Origin of the sequence: Klebsiella sp. CN_Kp106, from assembly GCF_040064575.1 — a bacterium.
GTDB lineage: Bacteria > Pseudomonadota > Gammaproteobacteria > Enterobacterales > Enterobacteriaceae > Klebsiella > Klebsiella michiganensis.
The window spans coordinates 1-25058 of the sequence record NZ_JBEAIG010000015.1 but is presented as its reverse complement, the minus strand read 5'-3'; the positions used below and the strand labels follow the sequence as shown (position 1 = coordinate 25058).

The window sequence follows — 25058 nt, the reverse complement described above, 5'->3', positions numbered from 1 at the left end:
GAGCAGAATATGACCAAACTTCGCAAAGCATGGCTGGCTGTCGCGGTTAGCGCGGTAATCACCACCATGACAGGGTTTATTCCCGCAGCCAGCGCCGCGCCGCAGGATGGCAAAAAAATCTCCCGCATCGGCTTAATGGTGCAGGACATGTCCAACCCCTTCTTCTCGGCAATGGAAAGGAACGCTAAGCAGGCCGCGGCGCAAATCGGCGCAACCCTTAACGTACAGGATGCACAGGTCGATCTGGCAAACCAGAACACGCAGATTGACGCGTTTATTCAGCAGAAAGTGGATCTCATCATTATTTCCGCCGTCGATGAATCCGGGATCGAGCCGGCCATTCAGCGGGCAAAAGCCGCCGGAATTATCGTTATCGCAGTCGATACGCCCGCGAAAGGCGCAGACGCGGCGATCATGACCAACGCCATCCAGGCCGGGGAAACCTCCTGCGAATACCTGTTCAGCCAGATGGGCGGCAAAGGCAAAGTGCTGCTGGTGGATGGCACGCCGATTCAGACCATTATCGACCGCATCAAAGGCTGTAAAAACGTCGCGCAAAAATCCCCGGATATCAAAATCGTCGGCCAGCAGGCATCGCGCAACGACCGCGCTTCCGGCCTGATGGTGACCACCGACATGCTCACAGCCAATCCGGACGTCGCCGGTATTTTCGGCATGAACGATCCTTCCGCGCTCGGTGCGGTACTGGCCGTTGAACAGGCGGGCAAAGCGGGCGCGATCAAAGTTACCGGCGTCGACGGTAGCCCGGAAGCGGTTGAAGAACTTAAGCGCAGCGGCTCGCCGTTTATCGGTACCGCAACGCAAAATCCGGGCGAAATGGTGCGCCAGGCCATCACGCTTGCTCAGGATATGGTCGACGGCAAACCGATCGCCTCTCATACCGTCCTGATCCCCAGCGTACTGGTCACCCGCGATAACGTCGACAGCTATCCGGGCTGGTAATCACTTCGTCACTTTAAGAGGCAAAAACGGGATGACGCTCAGGTTCATCCCGGAGGGCAAAGACAATGGCCGATACAACATCACCTCCCTTGCTCAGGCTGGAAGGGATTTCAAAACGCTACGGCGCGACCCTGGCGCTGAACAACGTACGCTTTGATTTATTCGCCGGAGAGGTCCATGCCCTGATGGGGGAAAACGGCGCGGGCAAATCCACGCTGATGAAGATCCTCTCCGGTAACGAGCAGCGCGATAGCGGCGTTATTTTTATCGACGGGCAGGAGATTGATATTCGCACGCCCAGGGATGCCCGCAAATATGGCATCGCCATTATCCACCAGGAGCTGAATACGGTTCCCGATATGACGGTGGCGGAAAACCTGTTTCTCGGCCAGGAACCGACCGCTTTCGCCGGTATTCTCGATCGCAAACGGATGCACCGGGAGGCCCGGGAGAAGCTGGACCGGATTAACGCGGACATCGACCCGCAGGCGCCGCTCGGCTCGTTGAGTATCGGGCGTCAGCAAATGGTCGAGATCGCCCGCGCCGTCAGTGAAAACGCCAAAGTGCTGGTGCTTGATGAGCCGACCGCCGCCCTGTCGCGGGCGGAGACTCTCCAGCTATACCGGCTGATCGAGCAGATGCGTCAGGATGGCGTCGGGATGGTCTATATCTCGCACCGCATGGAAGAGGTATGGCAGCTGGCAAACCGGGTCACGGTCTTCAGGGACGGCACGTGGATCGGCACGGAAATCCTCGGCAACGTCTCAACCACCGATATCGTCCGCATGATGGTCGGCCGGCAAATTGTCGATCTCTATCAGCACGAGCCGCGTACGCCCGGCAAGGTACTGCTGGAAGTCAGGGACCTGGCAGGCAGTGCGACCGGCCCGGTCTCCTTTGAGGTCAACGCGGGCGAAGTGGTCAGCATGTCCGGTCTGGTGGGCTCCGGGCGAACCGAAGTCGCTCGCCTGCTCTTCGGCGCCGACCCGCGCACCCAGGGAAGCGTGCGCATTGACGGCCGGACGAGCAAGCCGGTAGACCCCACCGCCGCTATCGCCGACGGTATCGGGATGGTGACCGAAGACCGCAAAACTCAGGGACTGTTTCTCGGGCATTCGGTTGAGCACAACATTGATATCAGTTCGCTGGATAACTTTGTCGCCGGCGGCGTGGTGAAACGCAAGACGATTCGCGCCGCCGTCCTTGAGCAGATGCGCAGGCTGCGGCTGCGGGAAAATGCGGTTGAACTGCCCGTCAGCGCCCTGTCCGGCGGAAACCAGCAGAAAGCGGCGCTGGCGCGCTGGCTGCTGCGCGATTCGAGGCTGCTTATTCTCGATGAACCGACCCGCGGCGTGGATATCGGCGCCAAAAGGGAAATCTACGAACTGATCGACAAGCTCGCCCGCGCCGGGAAAGCCATTCTGGTGATCTCCTCCGATTTACCGGAGGCCATCGGCATTAGCGACCGCGTGCTGGTCATGCGCGGCGGGCGAATCGTTCATCAGTTACCCTCGTTTTCAGCCACGGAAGAAGAAGTGATGCTGCACGCAACAGGAACCTTTACCAGTCAATCCGGAGAATGCCATGGACAACAATAAACCTGTGACGGAACTGCCGGTCAAAGCGCCGTTTGATTTTGCGAAATGGTGGGATCGGGTGGGGATCTTAATCGTTCTGCTGGTGCTGCTGATCCTGATGTCCACCTTCGCGCCAAACTTTAACCGCGTCGATAATCTGCTGAATATCGCCCGCTCGATTTCCGTCAACGCTATTCTGGCGGCGGGCATGACCTTCGTCATTTTAACCAGCGGCATTGATTTATCCGTCGGGTCAATCGTCGCCGTTTCCGGCGTAGTCTCAGTGGTCGCGGCGATGGCCGGGCTCCCTGCGCCGCTGGCGATTCTGGCCGGCGTTGGCGTGGGCGCGCTGTGCGGTCTGCTTAACGGCGTGCTCACCGCCTATCTCGCTCTCGCGCCCTTTATCGTCACTCTCGGCACCATGACCTTCCTGCGCGGTATGGCCTACACCATTACCGAAGGGCAGCCTATTGTGTCGAGCAGCCTGAGCTTCCGCGAGCTGGGAAATGGCTATCTTGCCGGTATCCCCGTACCGGTCATTATTATGCTGATTGTTTATCTGCTGGCGTGGTTCATTCTTGAGCGCACGCGGTTCGGCCGTCATATCTATGCCGTCGGCGGCAACGCCCAGGCCGCGCGCCTGGCCGGCGTACGGGTCAAACGCGTGCTGGCGGCGGTCTACATGATTGCCGGCGTCTGCGCGGGTCTGGCGGGAATTATCTTCGCCGCCAGGGTGATTTCCGCCCAGCCCACGGCGGGTACGGGATATGAGCTGGACGCCATTGCGGCGGTGGTGCTGGGAGGCACCAGCCTCGCCGGTGGACGCGGGCGGATTATCGGCACCCTGATTGGGTCGATTATTCTTGGCGTACTCAGCACCGGCCTGATTCTGCTGAGCGTGCCCTTTTTCACCCAGCTATTGATTAAAGGCATCGTCATCATTCTTGCCGTGGCGATTGACGGGCTGAAGCAGCATCCGGAGCTGTTTACCTTCTGGCGGAAAAAAGAGATCGCCCGTACCCGCTAGCTTTCCCTGACGCTTTGTTTATCCGCCGCGCTGGCGGCGGGTCTTCGCACGCTTAAATTTTAATGGAGTATACCCTCATGACATATCACATTACGCTGACGGACCCGATGAACGGTACCCGGGATCGCGAACCGATTACGTTTACTCTCCCGGAGAAACTGCAGGAGCCCCTGTGGTGGGCAATCACCAGCGAGGACCAGCGGATCCTTTGCCAGCGCCTCACCCATGAGTCGACGCAAAACAGTACCGCCTTTATCGCGACGGTCAGCTTCAGCGGGACCCTCAAGATGCGGCTTGACCGCCCGCTCACGGCGGCTGAAGTCGGTGAAATCGCCGGTATCCACCGGCTGCCTGGCCGGGAAAAGGACTGTTTTGTCCGTCTCAATACCGGCTGTTTCGATCTGGAAATGTGTCGGGGAACCGCCCAGGGCGTCGGTGCATCCAAGTGGGGGCTGCGCCATTTTCGCGCGCTGCAGGACAACGTCGAGCTGCTTCCTTCCGGAAATAACGCCATTGGCGGGTTTTACGGCCCGTTTTTCACCCCGGAAAATGGGCTGATAAACCCGCCGGAGCATACCCTCGTTGATATTGAGATCCTCGAGGAAGGCCCGGTCTATCATCACTACCGCATGCGCGGCGCGATCCCCGACGGATTATTACCGGAGCTGCGCGGTAAACGTTTCTCCATCGACTGGAAATTTAGCTGGAACACGCCCTGGTTTCAGCGGCGCTACTGCGTAGATGATTTTTCAACGGTGATTAACGGCCGTTCGGTGACCAACAAGATCACCGTCGGCGACGAATTTGAGAGCGGCCCGGGAAAACTGCTGTTCGATCGCTTCGCGGCGTACGGCGGCACCCGCTATCGCGCGGGCGACCCTTATGCCGAAGAGCTGGTCGCCATGGTGGCCAATACCGTCACCACCTCGGAAAACCAGAGCCCGAAATTTACCGAATTCCGCGAACAGCTCGCCGATATGGCCTCCGCCCACTGGGATCTCTACTGGCGGATGTTCTGCCGCTGGGAGAACGTGCTCGATGAGGCGGAGATTCGCGAACGGCTGAGCCAGGTTCGCGCCCGGGCGCATCGCAGAGCCGATCTCACCGAGCGGGAATGGCTACTGACCGATTCGCCCGTTGACGTTTCCGCCGTCGCGGATGAAACCATCTTTCCCGGGCCGGCCAGTAAAACCGTCGAGTATGATTCAGCGAGCGGCCGGGCGATGATCTGGTGGACCTCCCGCCCCTCCGGCGCGTTTCAGATAGTCCAGCGCCGCCAGTCAGGATGGGTTAACTGGGGCAGCAACGGCGAAAACGAGTGTCCGGAGCTCCCCGTCGGCGTCGATATCAAGACCGCCTGCGGACGTTTTGCCGAAAACTGGATGCAGGTAGCCGATCGGCTGGAAACTCCGCCGGTGGTCGCGGTGAGCCAGGGAGAAAAGCCATGATCCTCTGCTGCGGAGAAGCACTTATCGACATGCTGCCCTGTCAGAGCCGCGAGAATGCCCCCGCCTTTACTCCCTGCGTTGGCGGAGCGGCGTTCAATACCGCCGTCGCCCTGGGTCGCCAGGGGATGGCGGTCGCGCTGTTTTCCGGTTTATCGGACGATTTTATGGGTGACATGCTGCGCCACACGCTTGACGCCTCCGGCGTGGATTATTCGCCCTCAACCCGCGCGCCGCTGCCCACCACCCTCGCCTTCGTCAGGCTGGTAGGCGGTCAGGCCCGCTATACCTTTTACGATGAGAATAGCGCCGGTCGAATGCTGACTGAAAACGACCTGCCGACGCTCGGGGATGACGTCTCCGCCGTTCTGTTCGGCTGCATCAGCCTGATCGCCGAACCGTGCGGCAGCGTTTATGAAGCGCTGATGGTAAGGGAAGCGCCGCGTCGGGTGATGTTCCTCGACCCTAATATTCGTGAAATTTTCATCCCGGACCGGCAGAAACACCTGGCGCGCATGAGGCGCATGATTGCGCTGGCGGATATCGTCAAGCTTTCCGATGAGGACCTCGCGTGGTTTGCCGAACCCGGCGAAGAGCATGAGGTGATAGGCCGCTGGCTGGCGCGGGGGCCGAAGCTCATCGTGGTCACCCGCGGCGCTGACGGCGCTGATGCCTGGACCGCTGATTTTCATCTGCATGTGCCCGCTATTCGCGTAGCGGTGGCCGATACCGTCGGCGCGGGCGATACGGTGAATGCCGGTATTCTCGCCAGCCTCTCGCAGGCCGGGCTCCTGGAGAAGGAGAAACTAGTGACACTGTCACGTGAGCAGGTTCGCCAGGCGGTGGATCTGGGGATGCGCGCCGCCGCGGTGACGGTTTCCAGGCCGGGCGCTAACCCGCCCTGGGATCATGAACTCTGAAGACAGCGGACGCTCTGTCAGCAAGCGACAGCCAGATGAGGGTCTGAAACAGCATTTATTGACGGACCCTTATCCTGATTTATTTTGTATATGATTTGAGTCCCAATTATTGAATGAAAGCTAAACCAGCTTCATTTATTCATGGGTTATTGCCGACTAATCCATTAATATCAGATAATTAGATCGTCATTCAGTTTCTGTCGATCCCGTTAACAGACATCAGGGACAGGACGTCAATAATGAAAAACAATCCATGGTTCGTGCGTTTGCGTAATACCTCTATTCCGCAGCATAAGCTGCGTCCGGCGAAATGGCTGGCGCTGATTGCCCTGCTGCTGCTGCTGGCGCAGTTGACGATAGAGTTTTTACTCTTAGCATAAGCACAATAAAATCGGCTGTTGGTGTTCAAATTCGCAAGCGCCGATAAGATTAAACTCAAGTTTAATTCGTGATAAGCATCTCAGTTTATCAACAACGGCTAGACAGAAAGAACGCAGGCATGCTAGTAATTAATTCAAGCAAGGGAACGGATTTAAATTAAACAGCATTTAAACCCTACCCGTCAGGCTGAAAAATTAATTGATAATGGTTTGGATTGCTGAACGATTATCAAAAGGGTAAGTGAATCGAAGGCCCTCAGAGACGAAAGTCTCTGAGGGCCTTTTTTGTTTTTTTCTATCTCAGGAGTCAAAAAATGTCTAAAGAACGTCGTCTCTCTCGCATTTTCGCAAAAGATGGTAAATCCGTCACGCTGGCGCTGGATGGCTACTATTTTTCAAGCAAAACAAATGGTATTGATAATACGATAAATCAGCTTCCGGCCCTTGTTGAAAGCGGCCTGGACTGCGCGCTGGTCACTTATGGCATGTTGAAAAATTTCCGCGAAGTTTTCAATTGCGTTCCCGTTGTATTACGCGTCGATAGCACAGTGAATATTTTTGATAATACCGTTCCCGATACGACTCCCGTCTTTTCCATTGAGGATGCGCTGAAAGTGGCTGCGGAAGGCGTAGTGTGTATGACCTTCCCCGGCGCGTTCAATGAAGAGAAAACGCACATCATGGCGATGCAGCTGGCGCAGGCCGCCGATCGCTGGAACGTGCCGCTGATCGTGGAATCCCTGCCGTACGGCTATCCCGTGACCAGCGACGACTCCAACAACCCGGCCGTTATCGCCGCCTCGGCCCGCATCGCCGTTGAGCTGGGGGCTGACGTGATCAAAACCCGCTTTACCGGTACCGAAGATGATCGGCTTATCGTCGAAGCGGCCGGCGTGCCGGTACTCGCGCTGGGCGGCCCGAAAACCGGCATCGACGGTTATTTTAAATTTGTGCAGCACTGTATGCAGGTGGGTGCAAAAGGCGTGGCGGTGGGCCGCAATATTACTCAGGACCCACAGCCGGCAAAAGTAGTAGCAGGTCTGAACGCCATCATCCATGAAAATGCCACAGCGGAAGATGCCTACAGCCTCTACATGGCTAAATAACATCGGATATTAATATGTTCTTAAATAACACCATCATTCCTTCCGTCAGAAAATATAAACATTTTGAACAGGCGCTGGCCTGCTCATCAGAATACGTACTGCTATCCGAAGCAAATATCGGCAACCTGCAATCGCTGATTGGCAAATGCCATCAGCGCGGCAAAAAAGTGCTTATTCACCTGGAGCTACTGGGCGGTTTTAAACCCGACCAGGCGGGGATCAGTCTGCTCAAAAATTACTACAAGGTTGATGGTGTTATTTCGTCGAATCTCTCGGCCCTACGCTATGCCAAAAAAGAGGGATTGTTAACTATCTTCCGGGTATTGCTCATCGACTCGCGTTCGCTGGATCACTCCATCGATATTGTTAAGCATAACCCGCCAGATGCTATTGAAATCTTACCTGCTGAATATGCCTGCCAGTGTCTGGAATTGATTAGCCGGAATTTAAAAGGCTTTGACGTGATATTCATCGCCGGAGGCTTTGTAAAGCGGAAATACCTTGTAGATAAAATCTTCCATGCCGGATTTAAAGGCATTACCACCAGCGAACCCGGTTTATGGTAACGCATAAGGAGTCCACGCCAATGAAACAACACTACGTCATGGGCATTGATAACGGCGGCACCGTCACAAAAGCGGCGATTTACGATCGCGCCGGCAACGTGGTGGCCAGCGCGTCGAAGTCAACGCAAATGCTGACCCCGAAGGAATTTCACACCGAGCGAGATATCAACGAACTCTGGGCGGCCAACGTTGAAGTCATTACAACGGCCCTCGCGCAGTCGGGGATCGACGCCAGCCAGATCAAAGGCGTGGCGGTCACCGGCCACGGCAACGGGCTGTATATGGTGGATGAAGCGGGCGCCCCGGTGCGCAACGGGATCATTTCCACCGATAGCCGGGCTAAGGGCTGGGTTGAAAAGTGGTACCGCGACCCGACGTTTGTCAGCGACATTTTGCCCAAAACCATGCAGTCCATCTGGGCAGGCCAGCCCGTCGCCCTCCTCGCCTGGCTGAAAGAGAACGAGCCTGAAGCGCTGAACAACGCGCGCTACATATTCATGGTCAAAGATCTGATTCGTTTTTATCTGACCGGCGAAGCCTTTCTCGAACTTACCGATATCTCAGGGACTAACCTGATCAACGTTCGCGACCGTGACTATGATGCCTCGCTGCTGGCCTGGTGGGGGCTCGGCGATCTGCGCGACAAGCTTCCGCCCATTAAACGCTCCACCGATTGCTGCGGCTACATTACCGACGACGTCGCGCAGCTAACCGGTTTGTGTGCCGGAACGCCGGTCTCGGGCGGCGTGTTTGATATCTCGGCGTCATCCGTCGCTTCCGGCATCAATACGCTGGATAAGCTGGCGATTATTACCGGCACCTGGAGCATCAATGAATACGTGACCGACCATCCGGTTATCGACCGGGATCTCTTTATGACCTCGATTTATCCGATTGAGGGCAAATGGTTAATTACCGAGGCCAGCCCCACATCCGCCAGTAATCTGGAGTGGTTTATCAATAACTTTATGGAAGGCGATCGCACCGCCGCGGCGGCGCAGGGATCGTCTGTCTACGATCTGTGCAATGATCTGGTCTCCACGACAACGCCCGCCGAGAGCCACCTGCTGTTCTTCCCGTTTGTCTTCGGCTCCAACACCATCCCGGACGCCTCCGCGGGGTTTATCGGCCTGAATAGCTTCCATAAAAAAGCGCATTTTCTGCGCGCTATCTACGAGGGGGTCGCCTTCAGCCACCTTTATCACACCGAACGTCTGCGCAACATCAACCCTGATCTAAGCCGCACCATTCGAATTGCGGGCGGCGTCACTAACTCTGCGGTCTGGCTGCAGATATTCGCCGATATTTTCCAGTCCACTCTGGAGATTGTCGACGTGAAAGAGCACGGCACCCTGGGCACCGCGATGACCGCCGCGGTCATGGTTGGCTGGTTTGATGATGTCTTTGCCGCCTCAAATGAGATGGTTCACGTTTCGCGAACGGTCACGCCGAACCCGGACAATAACAAGGTCTATCAGGATAAGTATCAGCTCTACAAAAATCTGCTATCGGAAATGCAGTCTCCGTGGAAAAGCTGCAGTAACTACATTACGCATTAAGCGAGGAAAGTATGGATCTGAATTTACACCACCGCACGGCTATCGTCACCGGCGGCGCAACGGGGCTGGGCAAAGAGTTTGTCCTTTCCCTCGCCAGAGAAGGGGTCAACATCTGCTTCACCTATATGCATGATGAGGAGCGCCCGGAGCAGCTGATCGATACGGTAAAAAATAGCGCCAGCGTCGAGATTATTGCGGTGAAAACCGATCTTTCCGATGAGCAAAGCCGGGAGAATCTGTTCGCGACCTGCATTGAGCGGCTGGGGAACGCCGATATTCTGGTCAACAATGCCGGGATCTGGCTAAGCGGCTACGTCACTGAAATCACCCAGCAGGAGTGGGACAGCGTGATGAACGTCAACCTGAAGGCGGTTTTCCACCTGAGCCAGCTGTTTGTCAACCACTGCCTGGCGAAAGATCGGGCCGGCAGCATTCTGAATATCACTTCTCAGGCGGCCTTCCACGGTTCGACCACCGGTCATGCGCATTACGCGGCCAGTAAAGCGGGCCTGGTGGCATTTTCTATCTCGCTGGCGCGCGAGGTGGCGAAACAGAAAATCAATGTCAACAACATCGCCGTCGGCATTATGGATACCGCGATGATCCGTAAAAACATTGAGCAGAATCCTGACTATTACGTCAGCCGTATTCCGGTGGGCCGGGTAGCCCAGCCGCACGAAATTGCCGACATCGGCGTCTTCATGGTCTCTCCGAAAACCAGCTATATGACGGGAGCGACTCTGGATGTCACCGGCGGTATGTTGATGCGTTAATTTATGGAGAATCATTATGAAATGTCTGGCAATTGCCGATCTGTTTATCAATGCAGCGATGATGGACGCGGGTCTGAAAGCGCTGAAAGATAAAGGTATTACAGTGGAAGTGCGCGAATGGTCGCACGAGTCGATTGAAAAACTGCAGGAGGATAATTTACTGGTTGAACAGCAAGGCTCCGAAGCGGTGGCGCTGCCTGCCGCCCTGCTTCAGGGCGCTGAGGAGGTTGAGATCCTGATCGTCCAGTTCGCCCCGGTTAACGCGGCGGTATTCGACAAGCTGCCAAAGCTTAAATACGTTGGCGTGCTGCGCGGCGGCATTGAAAACGTTAATCAGGCGGAGGCCAAAGCGCGCGGAGTTGAGGTAATGAACACGCCAGGACGTAATGCCCGCAGCGTGGCGGAGTTTACCGTCGGCATGATTCTGGCGGAAATGCGCAACATCGCCCGCTCGCACGATGCGCTGCGCGATAAGTTCTGGCGCAAAGAGAGTCCTAACCACCGGGCCATTCCTGAACTGGGCGGCAAAGTGGTGGGTCTGGTCGGGCTGGGGCATATCGCTCAGCTGGTGGCCGGCTTCCTGCGCGGTTTCGGCAGCGAGATTATCTTTTACGATAAGTACGTCCCCGGCCATGACAGCTATGAAAAGGTGGATTCTCTCGATGAGCTGGTTCGCCGTGCGGATGTGATTTCGCTGCATGCCCGCATGACCCCGGAAACGGAAAACCTGATTAACGCGCATCATTTTGAATTAATGAAGGAGAGCGCCATTATCGTCAATACCGCACGCTCCGGCTTAATTAATGAAGGCGATCTGATCGCCGCGCTGCGGGACGGTAAAATCATGGGCGCCGCCCTCGACACTTTTGATGATGAGCCGCTGCCGGAGGATAGCGCGTTTTATTCGCTGAATAACGTCACGATAACGCCGCATATTGCCGGCAGTACTATTGATGCCTTCAGCAATTCGCCGAAGATTTTTTCTGAGATCTTGCTGAAGCAACTCGGTTAAATATTAAAAGAGCCGCGTAAGGTTTTTGCTACGGCCCATTGGGCACGGGTTCGCTCGCGCCCAATTCGGCCGCCTTTTAAGGAAATATTATGGATATTATCAACAGCATTATTAGTCTGGGGGCATCAGTGATGATGCCAGTAATATTCTTTATTATCGCCCTGTGCTTCGGCGTTAAAATTGGCACCGCATTTAAAGCCGGGATGCTGGTCGGTATCGGTTTTGAAGGGGTGGGTCTGGTGATCGGCCTGCTGTTGACCAACCTCGGCCCGGCGTCGCAGGCCATGGTTGAACGCATCGGTCTGCACCTGACGGTGGTCGATACCGGCTGGCCGACCGCCTCCACTATCGGCTGGGGCTCGCCGCTGATGCTGCCAGTGGTCGTGGGATTTATTGTTATCAATATCGCCATGCTGCTGCTTAAATTAACCAAAACGGTAAATATCGATATATTCAACTACTGGATTTTCCTGATTATGGGGTCGGTCGTGTATGCCGGCACCGGTAACTACTGGCTCTCCGTTGGCATTACCTTCGGCATATTTATCTTAACCCTGCTGGCGGCGGATTTAACCGCACCGTATTTGCAAAAAAACTATAATCTTAAAGGGATATCATTCCCCCATCTTACCTGTATAACCTACGTGCCGTTTGGTATTGCCTGTAACTATATTATTGATAAGATCCCGCTGATTAATAAAATTAATTTCGACCCGGAAAGTATTAATAAAAAATTCGGCGTCTTCGGTGAACCGCTGACCCTGGGCTTCGTGCTGGGGCTGCTGCTGGCCTTCCTTGCCGGATACGATGTTGCAGCCGCGGTGTCGCTGGCGATTAAAGTTTCCGCCGCCATGCTGCTGCTGCCGAAAATGATCGAAATTTTAGTGCAGGGTCTGCTTATCGTGCGCGATGCCGCGGAAGCGAAGCTGAAAGCGAAATTTCCCAACCGCGACTTCTATATCGGCATGGATACCGCGCTGCTTATTGGCGAACCCTCGGTGCTGGCGACCGGGCTGCTGCTGATCCCTATGGCGGTGGTGCTGGCGATTATTTTGCCGGGCAACCGCGTGCTGCCGTTTGTCGATCTGGCCTCGCTGATGTTCCTGCTGGCGATGGTGACGCCGTTCTGCAAACGCAATATGTTCCGCATGTTTATCACCGGCACGCTGGTGGTCACCTGTATTTTATACGTCGGGACGGATATTTCGCGGGAATACACCCAGGCGGCGGTCAACTCTAACATTCCGGTGCCGGAAGGGATGGCGGAAATCACCAATATCGTGGGCGGAGCCACCACCCCGGTGGGCTGGCTGGCGGTGAAATTCGGCGAGTTTTTCAGTACCGCGCCGTAAACTCCCTCTTTTCTCACTCAGCCCGGCGCGGGAAACGGCGTCGGGCTTTTTCGTCTCGCCCTGCGTTCAAGTATAAAAAATGCCTGCCAGGAGGGTAAGCTGGCAGGCATGGTTCAATAAAAGGCGTTGTCTTAGAACTGGTAGGTTATGCCCACGGCAACGATGTTATCGGTGCTGATGCTGGCATCTTTGGTGAACCTGGTGTCATCCAGCAGGTTGATTTTGTAGTCCACATAGGTAGACATGTTTTTATTGAAGTAGTAAGTCGCGCCGACATCTACGTATTCAACCAGATCCTGGTCGCCGTAGCGGCCCAGATCTTTGCCTTTTGATTTCAGGTAGGCGATGGACGGACGCAGGCCGAAATCGAACTGATACTGGGCCACAACTTCAAAGTTCTGCGCGGTATTGGCGATATAGCCTTTACCAAACTTCGTCATGTTGCGGGTTTCCGCATAGGTGGTTGCCAGGTAGATGTTATTAGCATCGTACTTCAGACCGGCCGCCCACACTTCCGCTTTTTCGCCACGGGCGTAGAAGTCAGGATTCACGCGCCCTTCCCTGACCTGCGCATCGGTGCGATCGGATGCCGCATAGGCCGCGCCTACGCCAAATCCTTCGTACTCATAGGTCGAGGCCAGACCCCAGCCGTCGCCATGCTGTTTCGCCAGATCGCGACCGTTGCCCTCTTCTTTGCCCTGGTACTGTACGGCGACGTTCAGGCCGTCAACCAGGCCGAAGAAACCGCTATTACGGTAGGTGGCAACGCCGGTGGTACGCGCGGTGGCGAAGACATCGGTCTGGGTCCAGGTATCGCCGCCAAACTCCGGCAGCATATCGGTCCAGGCGCCGATATCATAGGCGACGCCGTAGTTACGGCCGTAGTCCAGAGAGCCAAATTCGCCAAACTTGAGGCCGGCAAACGCGAGACGCGTTTTGTCGCCGGAGTTGTCGCCTTCAACGTTATTGGCGCTGAAGTTATATTCCCACTGGCCATAGCCGATCAGCTGGTCGTTGATCTGGGTTTCACCCTTGAAGCCCAGACGGGCATAGGTCTGATCGCCATCTTCTGACTTATCGCTGGAGAAATAATGCAGGCCGGTCACTTTCCCGTAGAGGTCGAGTTTGTTTCCGTCCTTGTTATACACCTCAGCTGCCTGCACGGTTCCTGCAGCAAGAAGTGTAGAGACGGCCACTGTTAGTAATTTTAATTTCATATTATTTCGTCCCTAACTATTAATAAAATTTCAAATCTCAGATGCCTTCTGAGCGAGGCTATTATGCGATAATTCGCAAAGAGACTTGAAATTAAAAGTTCCAGTTTTTTATACCAAATACCATAACTGTGACGACAACAGCGGTTGTTAATTGATGTACATCAATCATTCACTGATTGCGTTGGCAAATATTCTGAATCACGCCTTACGCAACCCAGAGATGCAGAAGGTTTGACTAAAATAGATAAATTATCATAAGGAAATTCTAATGATTAGATAAATTAAAGATTGCAATTTGTTAAAAACAATAAAAATCAATAGCTTATAATTTACACAAGCAATCATTAATGTTTATTCATAAAGCCACTGATTCCCCTGATCGGCTATTAACAAGTATATTCCGATCCTTCCCCGCAGATAAATTATAGTGCCGAAATGACCATATTTCTTTATTGAAGATTCTTTACAAAGACCGTAAAAATTATAGCATAGTGGTTTAAGATGTGTTTAACACTTTCGTGAAAGGGATATCGCCAGCCCTATTTCAGGGGATAAATTTAACTATGAATAAATACTATGAATAAATAGAGCCAGGAGCTTGTCACCAGTTTGATAAGCCGCTGACGCGCCGGGAACGGCTTATCCGTATCGGGGGTAAAGGAAGCTGGCGCGGGGCTGCTCCCCGCGCAATACCTGGATTACAGGGTAAAACCGCCATCACCCACTTGCGCCCGGGCGTACCACTTCATTAGCTCGGCGGTTCCCGGCGCGTTTTCAGCTGGCGCCCACGGGGCCGCGTCTTGCTCAGAAACCGGCTGGTAACCACCGTATTTAACCTCAAAAATTACGCCGCCTTTATCCATCGACAGCACGGCATGCCAGGTACCCGCCGCCATCTCCAGCACCTTACACTCTTCGCCTAACACCACGCGCTCGGTCACGTTGCCAGCATCATCAAAGGTCAACACCACAAAACGTCCGCTAAGGGATGTCAGCAGTTCAAAAGTGTGCGGGTGGCGGTGAGGCCGAACATAGGTACCCGGCTCCATAGCGACGGCCAGGCGTTGCACCGGATCGCTTAAGTCAGGGTGGAAATTACGATGGGCACGCAAGCGAGGCGAAGCTGCAGCCTGTTCGCTTTGTTGCCGAAGGTCACTCAACGTCATTTGTTTCATATAAGCCTTTATTGTAGTTGGGCAGCTTACGGCAATCAGGTTGTCGTAAGGCTTAATGCTATTTTCAACAGACGATTAGCTTCGCCGCTCGCGGAACACATCGCTGTGCGGATTATAGACGCTGATGCCGCGGTCCCAAAGCGCCAGAAATGACGAGAACAGATCGTGGTGGGGTTCCTTTGTCCCCCGCTCGCCCTTTGAGGCAAGACATGGGATAGATGACATGAAAAAGAGACACTTTGTGAGTGCGCTCCTTAACAGTCGTGGCAGGCGGAAAAATAAGATGAGAGTGCGAAGATAAAGGTATAGTCACGCATGCAGGTGCAGCAATTAATCCGGCGTAAATTTATCGAGCAGCGAAAAAGCGTGTAAATAATTAGACAGCGCCAGTAGCGCATGAAATGAGTTAAAGCCGAACTTCTCAATTAATCTTCTTTTATAGCTGCTGTAGGCCTTGGGCGAAATGCCGAGCAGCTCCGGGTAATCTTTTGCCAGTACGGTAAATTTCATAATAAAAATATACTGAAATTCTCTCTCTGTTAACGTGATGTCCTCTCCCACGGGGATGCCATCAGTCACTCTGGCGATAATACTGGCGATATGTGCGGTGCGCCTTTTGTTTATCAAACAAATAATATTACCTTCAACCCGGAAACAAACAAAATTCTTTTTCATTTCAAAGCTGTTTATTAAAAAATGAAACTGCGCGCAGCTGCTGGATGCGTACTTTGTTAAGCACAAATCGACCAGATTCGCCTTTCTGACCGCTTTTATGTCGTTTATTTTCAGACGTATGGCTTTCTTAAAAAAATGATTATGGCTGAAAATAGTTAACATTCCTTTCCCTCATGAAAGTGCAATCATCCTTTATAGAAATGCGTATAATAGGCGCCATGGGGATATACCCATGAGTGAAGTGGGTGAATTATAAGTTTGTTTAATATTTATTGTCCAGACGAGTGAATTTCAGAAAAATCCCTGCGAAATGTAAACCATGGGATTTTCACTGGCCCGGAGACAGCGCTCATCCCCACGCTTACTTTAGGATTTTTCTTACGATGCATCGGTTAAAGAGAGATTAGCAGCATATCACTCTACGACAGAGATGATAATTAACGAATAACATTGAAAAAATTAATTTATCAAAAGATAAAACTACCAATGAGGGAATTGCGCATGAACCGAAGCGCATGCGCGCGCTGACTTCCGGGCATTTGTTTGCCCTTCGTTTAAGTCTGCGCCAGGCAGCGACCCGGCGCGACTCAGTTTATGAACGGTTTCTGGCCAGCAAAATAATAATGAAGAGACCACCGATGCCGGCCGTAATGATCCCGATAGGCAGCTCCTGCGGAGCCAGCAGCGTCCTGCTGACGATATCACCGCCGCACAGTAGCACCGCGCCCCACAGGCCGCATAAAGGAAGCAGCAGCAGATGTTTTACGCCAGAAAAATAGCGGCACATATGCGGCACCATCAGGCCGATAAAGCCAATCACCCCGGTCAGGGCCACCAGCAGCGACGTTGCTAACGCGCAGCAGAAAAACACCTCCATTCGCAGGCGGGTAACGTTAATGCCCAGCGACTGCGCGGTCTGCTCACCGGCCAGTAAGCCATCCAGGGAGCGCCAGCGCAGGAGTATGAATGCGCCTAGAAGCAGCAGACTGAACAGGGCGTAGGGCAAATTATCCCAGCGCGCCAGACCGAGCCCACCCAGCGACCAGAACAGCACCGAGCTGGCGGCCCGCTGGTCGCCCGAGAAAATCAGATAGCTGGTCAGCGCGCCGAATAAAAAGGAGATCGCCAACCCGCAGATCACCAGGTGCTCTGCGCCACGCTGCTTTTTAAAATGAAACAGCAGCATCACCGCCACCGCCGAGCAGATGCCGCCAACGAATGCCGACACCGGCAGCGTCAGCGCGCCAAGCCGCTCACCGAATCGGGTGATCACCAGTACCGCTCCCGCCGATGCGCCGGAGGAAAGCCCGAATAAAAAAGGATCGGCCAGATCGTTGCGCGTGGTGGTCTGTAGTAGACCGCCCACGATGGCCAGCACCGCGCCCGCCAGCAGCGTTCTTGGCACGCGCAAATCAATGACAATACGTCCGATCATCTCCGAAACCGGCACATCCAGCAGCCGAAAGGCGCCGAGAACCTGGGTAAGCGACAGCGGCACGCTGCCTTTAGCCACGCTGAGCAGCATCAAGCCGGCTAATAACGGCAGCGCCCCCCACGCGGCCCAGTAGTAGCGATAGTGAGTCCCGCTCATTGGTGGGCCGCAGGATACATCGCATGAGCCAGCTTTTCGGCCGCGTTGATATTCGCCGGGCCGGGCGTCAACTCAGCATATTGCAGCTTCAGATAACGCTGCTGCTTCACCGCCGGCGTCTGTTTCATTAACGGATGATTTTCGAGGAAACGGCGCAGCGAATCAGCGCCGCTGCCGGTCTGATAATCGAGAAGAATAATAAAATCGGGTTCCGCCGTCGCCACGCTCTCCCAGGAGGTGGTCCCCCAGCTCATCTCCAGGTCGTCCATCACGTTTTTCCCTCCCGCCGCTTCGATAATCGCGGTCGGCATGGCGTACCGTCCGCTGGTAAAGGGCTTATCTTCGCCGGAATCATAGACAAACACCTTTAATGGCTGCACGCCCTGCGGCGGCTTAGGCAGCGCATTCAGCGTTTTTTTCCAGCCGTCGACCAGCGTACGGGCCTCGTGCTGCTTGCCAAAAATCTTGCCCAGCGTCAGCTCATCGTTATACAGCAGGTCCATACTCGCTTTTTGTTTCTGAGAGGCGGTAAAGACGCAGCTCTCGCTCAGCACAAAGGTTTTGATGCCGTATGTTTCGAGCACGGAAGGCGTGACCTCCCCGCCGACCTTCATGCCGTAATTCCAGCCGGCGAAAAAGAAATCAGGATTTGCCGCCAGCAGCGTCTCCAGAGAGGGATATTTCGGCGCCAGCTCGGGAATTGATCTCATCTGATGTTTAAATTCCGGGGTCATTTTGTACCATCCGGTAATGCCGGTTAAGCCAACGATGCGGTCCTGCAACCCGAGAGCAAAAGCCATTTCAGACATATTAAGGTCGTGGATGACCGCCCTTTTCGGCGCCTGAGTGAAGGTCACCGGCGTTCCGCAGCTGTCAATCGTGACGGGAAAATCCGCCGCGTTCGCCGCTGAAATAAAAAGAAACGCCATCGTCCCTGCAAACCATTTATTCATGCTGCGTTATCCTCCGGTAATTTATCAGGCATAGCCTGGCACCTCAAAAATCCGCAGCGCCTTCCCGGTCATGGGATGCGGTACGGTAAAGCTGGTCAAGCCGAAGACCGGGTAAAGCCGTTGTGAAACAAGCACGCGCTCCGGCACATCCCAGGCCACGGCGCGCCCTTGCGATAAAAGCAAAACCCGATCGGCAAAGGCGTCAATCAGGGAAAGATCGTGCAATACCGCAACGACCGTGATTCCCTGGCTTTTCACTAATGACAGCAGCTCCACTCTGCCGTGGGGATCAAGGTGGTTGGTGGGCTCATCCAGCAGCAGCAGTTTTGGCGCCTGGGCCAGTACCCGCGCCAGCGCCGCCCGTTGTCTCTCACCACCGGATAACGCGGAGAGCGGTCGCTTACGCAGCCTCTGCAATCCCGTATCGTTAATCGCGCGGGTTACGATGATGTCGTGTTCGCGACGCGACATATCCCGGGCGTGGGGAATCCGCCCGAGGGCGACATAATCCTCAAGCGCCAGACGCAGGTCGGGGGTATCATTCTGCGCAAGCACCGCGATCTGCCGGGCTCGCTGCTGCCGGGTTAATGCGGCAATGGATCGGCCATATAACCGTACGTCGCCTTCCCGCGACGGCAGTTGGCAATCTATCGCGCGTAATAAAGTGGTTTTCCCGCTGCCGTTGGGTCCAATGACGACCAGACACTCTCCTTTACCGGCGCTGAAATGAATGCCGGAGAGCATTTCCCCGCCGCCGGGCCGCGGCAATGATGCGATATTGACGCTAAGCACGGGATCATCGGCTTTTCCACTCTTTGTCAAACTCTCCTCCATTAGCCGCCTCTCCCTCTCTCTTCAGCGTGGATGAGCGAAACACGCGCTCTTTTGAATTTTGATCGGCAGGTGGTGATGATAATCATTATCATTTAAAAAGAAAGGTAAATAGTCACATATTTTATAATGCCATAAATGTTATGATATAACATATCAAAAAAGAGGTGGAAAATGCAACCCGCGCTGCCGTCATGCCAAAGAGAAGCGACAAAACCACGGGGAGTTGTTCTAATAGCCGGACAGTGCTCTCTTGCAGCAAACTCAGTGAATGTGAACAGGAAACGTCAGGATGAAAACGGTAGAGTTTTTGCTTTACACCCTTAAACCGGGGACCGGGAACGAGTTTCACCGGATAATGAAGGAACAAAGCGCCCCCTGTCATCGCGCCGCCGGAATGGATATCGTCTCCTTCGGCAATTCAGTTGATGACAACGACGCTTATTACCTGATCCGGGCCTATGAGGACCTGACGCATTTAAACGCATCCCAGGCGCGCTTCTATAGCAGCCCCGCCTGGCGCGAAGGCCCGCGACAGGCCATTATCGACAGGATCAGCGTCAGCGTAAAAACGGTTATGCTGCTGAGCGACAGCGCGATTGATGGCCTGCGAAACGGCTGACCCTCCAGGGCCGCTGGCGTGGCCCAACAAAAAACGCGCTCTCTTTTGCTGTCGCAGAGATTCTGGGGCCCGGGCAAAACGCGGCTGCCGTGCCTGCCTCCGACGCCACCGTTAGTTCTGATTCAACGACTCAAGAAAGCCCTGGGGCGTCGTGTCGCCCAGCTTTTTTTGCGCCCGTCCCCGGTTCCACAGCGCGCACAGCCGCTGCAGCGTCGCGTCCGGTTCATCCAGCGCCGGAATAACGTCGGCTAATCGTTCGCTGAGCTGTACCGCTCCGCGCTCCGCCATCGCCACCGTCCGGCAAGAGAGATCCGCGCGCGCGGGCTGAAAGCCTTTATGAGCATAAATCTCAAGACATTGTATACGCGCCGGACAGGCGTTCAGCGCCTCGGTCAGCCAGCTATCGACCAGCGCGGGAGAGATCCCGCTATAGATGCGGCCAAAGCACCAGCCGCTGATCGGCTCCTGCGCCCAGAGCAGATGATGTTCACCGCCGTCGTCCATCGACAGCGCCAGCTGGCGATAGTGCAGCGTCAGGGTATCCGCGCGCATTCCCGCCTTTAACGCTTTTTTCCCCTGCAGCGCGGCATTTTTCCGTCCTTCATGGGCAGGACGCAGATAGCGGTTTAGCGTGGCGCGGGAAATAGCGATGCCCAGCCCCTCATTCACCATAAACAGCAGTTCGTCCAGCGGGGCGCGCAGCGCATCGCGGAGGGCGTTAATGAGAATCTCCTGCTCTTGTCTCAGTACTTTGTGTATCAAATGCGGCGTGGTGTGGTTATCGGAAATCTGGCTGCGGTTGCGCCAGCGGCGAACCGTAGTAATGGAAATCCCCAGTTCCTGCGCCAGTTCCCGGTCGCTTTTCGTCGATTCCTGAAGATATTTACGCGTTCTGGGGGTGGTGGTGGCATTAGCGTGCAGCTTAATTTCCATACGATCCTCTACAGGAAATATAACCAATCATATGAGATATATATTATTGCAGAGAATACAATGTGAACCGCTTCACCTTTCAGCCCACCGCTTTCTCTCATAATCCGCCATAGATAACACACACAGCCCTGTCGATCTTGTACGGAGTTCACAATGAACAATGTTCTGGGATTTCTTGAAGCCAAACTGATGCCTCTGGCGGCGAAAACCGCTCAGCAGCGTCACCTCGGCGCTATTCGCGGCGCCTACGTTTCATTCATGCCTTTTATTATTGTCGGTTCCATTCTGCTGGTGATCTCGTCGTTCCCCAATCAGAGCTACCAGCAGTTTATGGCCAGCACCTTCGGCGCGAGCTGGAGCGCAATTATCGAAATCCCGTTCAACGCGGTATTTTCCACAATGTCGCTGTTTATCAGCTTCCTGGTGGCCTACCGTCTGGCGGAGCACTACGGCGATGACCGCATCTCCTGCGGCATCCTCTCACTGGTGGGGTTTCTGATCCTCACGCCGTTCATTAAGGTCGCAGAAAACGGCGGCATCACGGTGATCCCCGTGGAGTGGATCGGCACCAAAGGTTTATTCGTCGCCATGATCGGTTCGCTGCTGTGGACCGAACTCTTCTGCTGGCTAAAACGCAAAAAGCTGGTGATTAAGATGCCGGACGGCGTTCCGCCCGCCGTGCAGGAGTCTTTCGCCGCGCTGATCCCGGCGCTGCTGGTGATGATTCTGATCCTGGCGATTCGCATCGGGTTTGCGCACACGCACTACGCCACCATCCACCAGTTTATTTATGAGGTCGTCGCCTCGCCGGTACGCCATTACGGTACCTCCTACTTCGGCGCGCTGATGACCGTTTTCAGCATTACCATTCTGTGGTCGGTCGGCATTAACTCCGGTTCGATGATCAACGGCATCATTCGTCCGCTGTGGATGGAAAATCAGACCGACAACATCGCCGCTATCCAGGCCGGCGTCACCCCGCCGCACATTATCACCGAGCAGTTCTTCGATATGATCTGGATGGGCGGCGCGGGCGCAACGCTATCGCTGGTGATAGCGATGCTGATTTTCGCCCGCAGCAAAAATATGCGCGAAGTTGCCCGCCTCGGCGCCGGCGCCTCCATTTTTAATATCAACGAACCCATCCTCTTCGGCCTGCCGGTGATCATGAACCCGATTATGCTGATTCCGTTTAACCTCGTGCCGCTGGTGCTGGTCACGGTGCAGTACGCGGCGATGAAGATCGGCGCGGTGGCCGTCACCACCGGCGTCTTTATCCCCTGGACGCTGCCGCCGGTGATCAGCGGTTTTATCGTCACCGGGCATCTTAGCGGCAGCGTGATGCAGATCCTCAATTTGCTGATTGGCGCCATGCTGTACCTGCCCTTCATGCGCATCGTCGATAAGCAGTATCGCGCGGCGGAAGTCACCGCCCGTGCTGAAACGGACAACACGCTTGCAAAACAGGAGTAAACCAATGTGGGGAATGATTGCCACCTGGCGAATGGCGCTGGAAGGCGTAACCGAAGCCGCGGCGGCGCTGGCATCCGGCGCTGATACCGCCAGCGCCGTGGTCAATGCGGTGGCGGCGGTAGAAGATTTTCCGCTGTACAAATCGGTGGGCTACGGCGGCCTGCCGACGGAAAACGGCGAGGTCGAACTGGATGCCGCCTTTATGCATGGCGATACCCTGGCCTTCGGCGCGGTGGGTAATCTGGTGGATATTGCCAACCCGGTGAAAGTCGCCCACGCCCTGAGCCGTCAGCGCTACAACAGTCTGCTGGTCGGCCAGGGCGCCAGAGAGTGGGCCATAAGCCAGGGATTCGCCGCCAAAGCGATGCTGACCGAACGCGCGATGCAGCATTACCGGAAGCGCTGTCGCGAAACGCTGGATAAAGGCCTCAGTCCTTACGACGGCCACGATACCGTGGGCATTATTGGCCTTGATAAACAGGGTTCCATGAGCGTTGCCACCTCCACCAGCGGCCTGTTTATGAAAAAGCGCGGACGGCTGGGCGATTCGCCGATTATCGGCTCCGGTTTCTACTGCGATAGCGAGACCGGCGCCGCCACGGCGACCGGCGTCGGTGAAGATCTGATGAAAGGCTGCACCAGCTACGAAATCGTCCGGCGAATGGCCCAGGGAATGACGCCGCAGCAGGCGGCGGACTCGGTGGTCTGCGAGCTGGAAGACAAACTGATGTCGCGCTTTGGCCGCGCGGGCGACCTTTCGGTGGTGTGCATGAACCGGCGCGGCGAATTCGGCGCCGCCACCAATATCAAAACCTTCTCCTTTGTGGTCGCCAGCGCGACGCAGCCGCTGACCGTGTTCTGCGCCGAGCGCGTTCGGGAGAAAACCCATTATCGGCCGGTGGACGACGAATGGATGCAGGCCTATGCCGCACGCATTCGCGCCCCCATCGAGGAGTAAGCCATGCTGGATTATCGTCTGATTAATCAACTGGATAGCGACTGCACCGGCGCGCATCTGGTGACCTGGCCCGGCAGCACACTGCTGGCCCAGGCCCCGCTCAATGCCGTTCCGCTGCTCGCGGAAATGGTGGAACAGGCCGCCCGCGGCGAGGTGGCGGATACCCGCTTCGGCTGCTCCCCCTTCGCCCGCATCACCCTCATTCCGCCACCGCTGTGGAGGGAGACGCTGAACGATGGCCTGGCCGAGGCGCTGCGGCCGCTATGCAAAAAGCCGGTGAGCGAAACGCTTATCCTCGACGCTTCGCTGGAAGAGAGCAGCGGCGCGTTAACCAAAGCGCTGCGCGAACTGTTTAACCTCGACTGGCAGCTTGATGATTTGGGCCTGCATCAGGTGAAAGCCGCCAGGCCACGCCTGCGCCAGCTCGCCCTCTATGCCTTACCCGAACAGCGGTCGGCGCTGGACATCCTCGCCCATCGTCAACGGGCCACGGCGCATGGCATGCTCGCCGCGCGGCGGCTGGCGGATCTGCCTGCGGAGCAGTGTACCCCGCAGTACGTGGTGGAAGAAGCCCGGCGTCTGTGCGCGGATATCCCCACGCTGCGCTGCGAAGTTCTGGATGAAAAAGCGATCGTCGAACAAGGGCTCGGCCTGCTGCATGCGGTGGGTAAAGGCGCTGAACGCCCGCCGCGCCTGCTGGCGATTCATTATGATGGCGTCCGCGAGGGCCCGGTTCGCTGCTACGTCGGTAAAGGCGTCACCTTTGATACCGGCGGACTGTGGCTCAAGGAAGGCGCCGGGATGTACACCATGAAGTACGATATGTGCGGCGCGGCCAACGTCCTTGGCCTGATGCTGAGCATCGCCGAGCTGGCGCTACCGGTGCGGGCAATGGGCGTACTGGCGCTGGCGGAAAACGCGATTGGCCCCGCCGCCATGCAGCCGGGCAGCGTCGCCCGGGCCTGTAATGGCCTGACGGTAGAGATCAATAATACCGACGCTGAAGGCCGCCTGGTGCTTTCCGATGCCATTGCCTGGGCGAGCCAGCAGCATCCGCAGGCGCACTATATTATTGATATTGCGACCCTTACCGGCGCGGTGGTTAAGGCGCTGGGTTACGATTTGAGCGGCTTGATGACGCAAAGCGACGCGCTGCGGGCGGGGTTAACCCGGGCAGGAATAAAAAGCGGGGATGAGGTCTGGTCGCTGCCGCTGGATAGCAGGCTGAAGAAGCAGACCGAAAGCACAATCGCCGACCTGTGCAATACGCCCGGCAATAATGCGGCCATCAGCGCCTCCGCCGCCTGGCTTTTGCACCATTTTTGCCCGCCGGAGATCCCCTGGGCCCATCTCGACGTCAGCGGCACGGCGCTGTGGCGCGAAGGCGGTAAAAGCGTCGCTTCCGGCCGGCCGATTCCGCTACTGATTCAGCATCTGCTCGACGATATCGACGAGAGTTAACACCCTCCCCGGAGGCGATGCTGCGCATCTGTCCGGGCTTGTATGATTACTCCGTCAGAAAGAACCGGCCAGTTCTCTCTGATGGCGGTCCGGATGCCGTGTCCGGGCTTAGGCTTTCGCGCCTGTTCCGTAGATCCTTTGCACCGGACCGCCGTTCTTTCTCATGTGATAAACCGGACAGTATCATGGACCGGCTTTCACCGGTAACCCGTATTTGCAAGGTTGGTTTCACTATGGAAAATGAACTCCACTTCATCGGTATTGATGTCGCCAAAGCTAAACTGGATGTCGATATTCTTCGCCCTGATGGCCGGCATCGCTGTAAAAAATTTGACAATACCCTCTCCGGACACGAAGCGCTGGTCCGCTGGCTTCGCGGCCATGACGTGAACCGTGCCCATGTCTGCATGGAGTCCACCAGCACCTACATGGAGGACGCGGCCGCGCATCTGAGTGATGCCGGGTATACCGTGTCCATCATCAACCCCG

General features: G+C 55.6%; 24 protein-coding genes. 17 read left to right on the top strand and 7 right to left on the bottom strand.

What is annotated here, in order from left to right; translation table 11 throughout:
* Window positions 1-9 precede the first annotated feature (9 nt).
* The 12 genes from ABLU96_RS09030 (at window position 10) to ABLU96_RS08975 (ending at window position 12680) form a co-directional block, all read left to right on the top strand.
* Entirely contained in the window at window positions 10-963 is a 954-nt protein-coding gene (locus tag ABLU96_RS09030; RefSeq protein WP_064405015.1) for an ABC transporter substrate-binding protein, read from the top strand.
* Window positions 964-1028: 65 nt separating this feature from the next.
* Window positions 1029-2561: a sugar ABC transporter ATP-binding protein gene (locus ABLU96_RS09025; RefSeq protein ID WP_064407241.1), complete on the top strand. Its 1533-nt coding sequence runs from the start codon at window positions 1029-1031 to the stop codon at window positions 2559-2561.
* Window positions 2548-3567, top strand: coding sequence for a ribose ABC transporter permease (locus tag ABLU96_RS09020; RefSeq protein ID WP_004851056.1), 1020 nt, complete (start codon window positions 2548-2550; stop codon window positions 3565-3567). Before ABLU96_RS09025 ends, ABLU96_RS09020 begins: the two co-directional genes overlap by 14 nt.
* A gap of 77 nt (window positions 3568-3644) precedes the next feature.
* Entirely contained in the window at window positions 3645-5015 is a 1371-nt protein-coding gene (locus ABLU96_RS09015; protein ID WP_048252270.1) for a hypothetical protein, read from the top strand.
* Complete coding sequence (locus ABLU96_RS09010; protein WP_048262881.1) at window positions 5012-5932, top strand: carbohydrate kinase; 921 nt, start codon at window positions 5012-5014, stop codon at window positions 5930-5932. Before ABLU96_RS09015 ends, ABLU96_RS09010 begins: the two co-directional genes overlap by 4 nt.
* 239 nt (window positions 5933-6171) lie before the next feature.
* Window positions 6172-6312 carry a hypothetical protein gene (locus tag ABLU96_RS09005; RefSeq protein WP_004851064.1) on the top strand — a complete coding sequence of 47 codons (141 nt, stop codon included), beginning with the start codon at window positions 6172-6174 and terminating at the stop codon, window positions 6310-6312.
* A 314-nt stretch (window positions 6313-6626) separates the two neighbouring features.
* Window positions 6627-7418 carry a phospho-2-dehydro-3-deoxyheptonate aldolase gene (locus tag ABLU96_RS09000; RefSeq protein WP_004851066.1) on the top strand — a complete coding sequence of 264 codons (792 nt, stop codon included), beginning with the start codon at window positions 6627-6629 and terminating at the stop codon, window positions 7416-7418.
* A gap of 14 nt (window positions 7419-7432) precedes the next feature.
* Window positions 7433-7984: a glycerol-3-phosphate responsive antiterminator gene (locus ABLU96_RS08995; protein WP_064405019.1), complete on the top strand. Its 552-nt coding sequence runs from the start codon at window positions 7433-7435 to the stop codon at window positions 7982-7984.
* A 20-nt stretch (window positions 7985-8004) separates the two neighbouring features.
* Entirely contained in the window at window positions 8005-9543 is a 1539-nt protein-coding gene (locus ABLU96_RS08990) for an FGGY-family carbohydrate kinase (protein ID WP_064405022.1), read from the top strand.
* Between the two features lie 11 nt (window positions 9544-9554).
* Window positions 9555-10316 (top strand): SDR family oxidoreductase, encoded by a 762-nt coding sequence (locus tag ABLU96_RS08985; RefSeq protein ID WP_047723785.1) that lies wholly within the window; start codon window positions 9555-9557, stop codon window positions 10314-10316.
* A gap of 16 nt (window positions 10317-10332) precedes the next feature.
* Window positions 10333-11328 (top strand): 2-hydroxyacid dehydrogenase, encoded by a 996-nt coding sequence (locus ABLU96_RS08980; RefSeq protein ID WP_014838545.1) that lies wholly within the window; start codon window positions 10333-10335, stop codon window positions 11326-11328.
* A gap of 89 nt (window positions 11329-11417) precedes the next feature.
* On the top strand, window positions 11418-12680 hold the full coding sequence (locus ABLU96_RS08975; protein ID WP_004851075.1) for a PTS transporter subunit IIC: 1263 nt from the start codon (window positions 11418-11420) through the stop codon (window positions 12678-12680).
* A gap of 131 nt (window positions 12681-12811) precedes the next feature.
* Here ABLU96_RS08975 and ompC read toward each other — a convergent pair whose 3' ends face one another.
* The 6 genes from ompC to ABLU96_RS08945 form a co-directional block, all read right to left on the bottom strand.
* The gene (gene ompC, locus ABLU96_RS08970; protein ID WP_025106268.1) at window positions 12812-13897 is read right to left on the bottom strand and encodes a porin OmpC; all 1086 of its coding nucleotides are present in this window, start codon (window positions 13895-13897) and stop codon (window positions 12812-12814) included.
* Window positions 13898-14595: 698 nt separating this feature from the next.
* Window positions 14596-15072: a WbuC family cupin fold metalloprotein gene (locus ABLU96_RS08965; RefSeq protein ID WP_004851079.1), complete on the bottom strand. Its 477-nt coding sequence runs from the start codon at window positions 15070-15072 to the stop codon at window positions 14596-14598.
* 330 nt (window positions 15073-15402) lie between these two features.
* A complete protein-coding gene (locus ABLU96_RS08960) occupies window positions 15403-15909 on the bottom strand; it encodes a hypothetical protein (RefSeq protein ID WP_014229447.1) in 507 nt (168 codons plus the stop codon).
* Window positions 15910-16339: 430 nt separating this feature from the next.
* Window positions 16340-17338, bottom strand: a complete 999-nt coding sequence (locus ABLU96_RS08955) for an iron ABC transporter permease (protein ID WP_348862456.1) — start codon at window positions 17336-17338, stop codon at window positions 16340-16342.
* Window positions 17335-18291: an ABC transporter substrate-binding protein gene (locus ABLU96_RS08950; protein WP_064405026.1), complete on the bottom strand. Its 957-nt coding sequence runs from the start codon at window positions 18289-18291 to the stop codon at window positions 17335-17337. The genes ABLU96_RS08955 and ABLU96_RS08950 overlap by 4 nt, the downstream gene beginning before the upstream one ends.
* Window positions 18292-18315: 24 nt before the next feature.
* Window positions 18316-19125, bottom strand: coding sequence for an ABC transporter ATP-binding protein (locus ABLU96_RS08945; protein WP_064405027.1), 810 nt, complete (start codon window positions 19123-19125; stop codon window positions 18316-18318).
* Window positions 19126-19414: 289 nt separating this feature from the next.
* Between ABLU96_RS08945 and ABLU96_RS08940 the strand changes: the two genes are divergently transcribed.
* Window positions 19415-19744 carry an NIPSNAP family protein gene (locus ABLU96_RS08940; protein ID WP_025106264.1) on the top strand — a complete coding sequence of 110 codons (330 nt, stop codon included), beginning with the start codon at window positions 19415-19417 and terminating at the stop codon, window positions 19742-19744.
* A 111-nt stretch (window positions 19745-19855) separates the two neighbouring features.
* Here ABLU96_RS08940 and ABLU96_RS08935 read toward each other — a convergent pair whose 3' ends face one another.
* Window positions 19856-20677, bottom strand: a complete 822-nt coding sequence (locus ABLU96_RS08935; protein ID WP_038424545.1) for a homeodomain-like domain protein — start codon at window positions 20675-20677, stop codon at window positions 19856-19858.
* 153 nt (window positions 20678-20830) lie between these two features.
* Between ABLU96_RS08935 and celB the strand changes: the two genes are divergently transcribed.
* The 4 genes from celB to ABLU96_RS08915 all read left to right on the top strand — a co-directional run.
* Window positions 20831-22150, top strand: coding sequence for a PTS cellobiose transporter subunit IIC (gene celB / locus ABLU96_RS08930; RefSeq protein ID WP_004851095.1), 1320 nt, complete (start codon window positions 20831-20833; stop codon window positions 22148-22150).
* A gap of 4 nt (window positions 22151-22154) precedes the next feature.
* Window positions 22155-23108, top strand: coding sequence for a N(4)-(beta-N-acetylglucosaminyl)-L-asparaginase (locus tag ABLU96_RS08925; protein WP_009652191.1), 954 nt, complete (start codon window positions 22155-22157; stop codon window positions 23106-23108).
* Between the two features lie 3 nt (window positions 23109-23111).
* Window positions 23112-24569: a leucyl aminopeptidase family protein gene (locus ABLU96_RS08920; protein ID WP_064405030.1), complete on the top strand. Its 1458-nt coding sequence runs from the start codon at window positions 23112-23114 to the stop codon at window positions 24567-24569.
* A 233-nt stretch (window positions 24570-24802) separates the two neighbouring features.
* The coding region (locus ABLU96_RS08915; RefSeq protein WP_348862454.1) for a transposase at window positions 24803-25058 on the top strand (256 nt) is incomplete at its 3' end.

What these genes read in the sequence shown, in the direction of transcription:
- ABLU96_RS09030 (WP_064405015.1), top strand. Translation starts at nt 10, where the DNA reads ATGACCAAACTTCGCAAAGCATGGCTGGCTGTCGCGGTTAGCGCGGTA.
- ABLU96_RS09025 (WP_064407241.1), top strand. Translation starts at nt 1,029, where the DNA reads ATGGCCGATACAACATCACCTCCCTTGCTCAGGCTGGAAGGGATTTCA.
- ABLU96_RS09020 (WP_004851056.1), top strand. Translation starts at nt 2,548, where the DNA reads ATGGACAACAATAAACCTGTGACGGAACTGCCGGTCAAAGCGCCGTTT.
- ABLU96_RS09015 (WP_048252270.1), top strand. Translation starts at nt 3,645, where the DNA reads ATGACATATCACATTACGCTGACGGACCCGATGAACGGTACCCGGGAT.
- ABLU96_RS09010 (WP_048262881.1), top strand. Translation starts at nt 5,012, where the DNA reads ATGATCCTCTGCTGCGGAGAAGCACTTATCGACATGCTGCCCTGTCAG.
- ABLU96_RS09005 (WP_004851064.1), top strand. Translation starts at nt 6,172, where the DNA reads ATGAAAAACAATCCATGGTTCGTGCGTTTGCGTAATACCTCTATTCCG.
- ABLU96_RS09000 (WP_004851066.1), top strand. Translation starts at nt 6,627, where the DNA reads ATGTCTAAAGAACGTCGTCTCTCTCGCATTTTCGCAAAAGATGGTAAA.
- ABLU96_RS08995 (WP_064405019.1), top strand. Translation starts at nt 7,433, where the DNA reads ATGTTCTTAAATAACACCATCATTCCTTCCGTCAGAAAATATAAACAT.
- ABLU96_RS08990 (WP_064405022.1), top strand. Translation starts at nt 8,005, where the DNA reads ATGAAACAACACTACGTCATGGGCATTGATAACGGCGGCACCGTCACA.
- ABLU96_RS08985 (WP_047723785.1), top strand. Translation starts at nt 9,555, where the DNA reads ATGGATCTGAATTTACACCACCGCACGGCTATCGTCACCGGCGGCGCA.
- ABLU96_RS08980 (WP_014838545.1), top strand. Translation starts at nt 10,333, where the DNA reads ATGAAATGTCTGGCAATTGCCGATCTGTTTATCAATGCAGCGATGATG.
- ABLU96_RS08975 (WP_004851075.1), top strand. Translation starts at nt 11,418, where the DNA reads ATGGATATTATCAACAGCATTATTAGTCTGGGGGCATCAGTGATGATG.
- ompC (WP_025106268.1), bottom strand. Translation starts at nt 13,897, where the DNA reads ATGAAATTAAAATTACTAACAGTGGCCGTCTCTACACTTCTTGCTGCA.
- ABLU96_RS08965 (WP_004851079.1), bottom strand. Translation starts at nt 15,072, where the DNA reads ATGAAACAAATGACGTTGAGTGACCTTCGGCAACAAAGCGAACAGGCT.
- ABLU96_RS08960 (WP_014229447.1), bottom strand. Translation starts at nt 15,909, where the DNA reads ATGTTAACTATTTTCAGCCATAATCATTTTTTTAAGAAAGCCATACGT.
- ABLU96_RS08955 (WP_348862456.1), bottom strand. Translation starts at nt 17,338, where the DNA reads ATGAGCGGGACTCACTATCGCTACTACTGGGCCGCGTGGGGGGCGCTG.
- ABLU96_RS08950 (WP_064405026.1), bottom strand. Translation starts at nt 18,291, where the DNA reads ATGAATAAATGGTTTGCAGGGACGATGGCGTTTCTTTTTATTTCAGCG.
- ABLU96_RS08945 (WP_064405027.1), bottom strand. Translation starts at nt 19,125, where the DNA reads ATGGAGGAGAGTTTGACAAAGAGTGGAAAAGCCGATGATCCCGTGCTT.
- ABLU96_RS08940 (WP_025106264.1), top strand. Translation starts at nt 19,415, where the DNA reads ATGAAAACGGTAGAGTTTTTGCTTTACACCCTTAAACCGGGGACCGGG.
- ABLU96_RS08935 (WP_038424545.1), bottom strand. Translation starts at nt 20,677, where the DNA reads ATGGAAATTAAGCTGCACGCTAATGCCACCACCACCCCCAGAACGCGT.
- celB (WP_004851095.1), top strand. Translation starts at nt 20,831, where the DNA reads ATGAACAATGTTCTGGGATTTCTTGAAGCCAAACTGATGCCTCTGGCG.
- ABLU96_RS08925 (WP_009652191.1), top strand. Translation starts at nt 22,155, where the DNA reads ATGTGGGGAATGATTGCCACCTGGCGAATGGCGCTGGAAGGCGTAACC.
- ABLU96_RS08920 (WP_064405030.1), top strand. Translation starts at nt 23,112, where the DNA reads ATGCTGGATTATCGTCTGATTAATCAACTGGATAGCGACTGCACCGGC.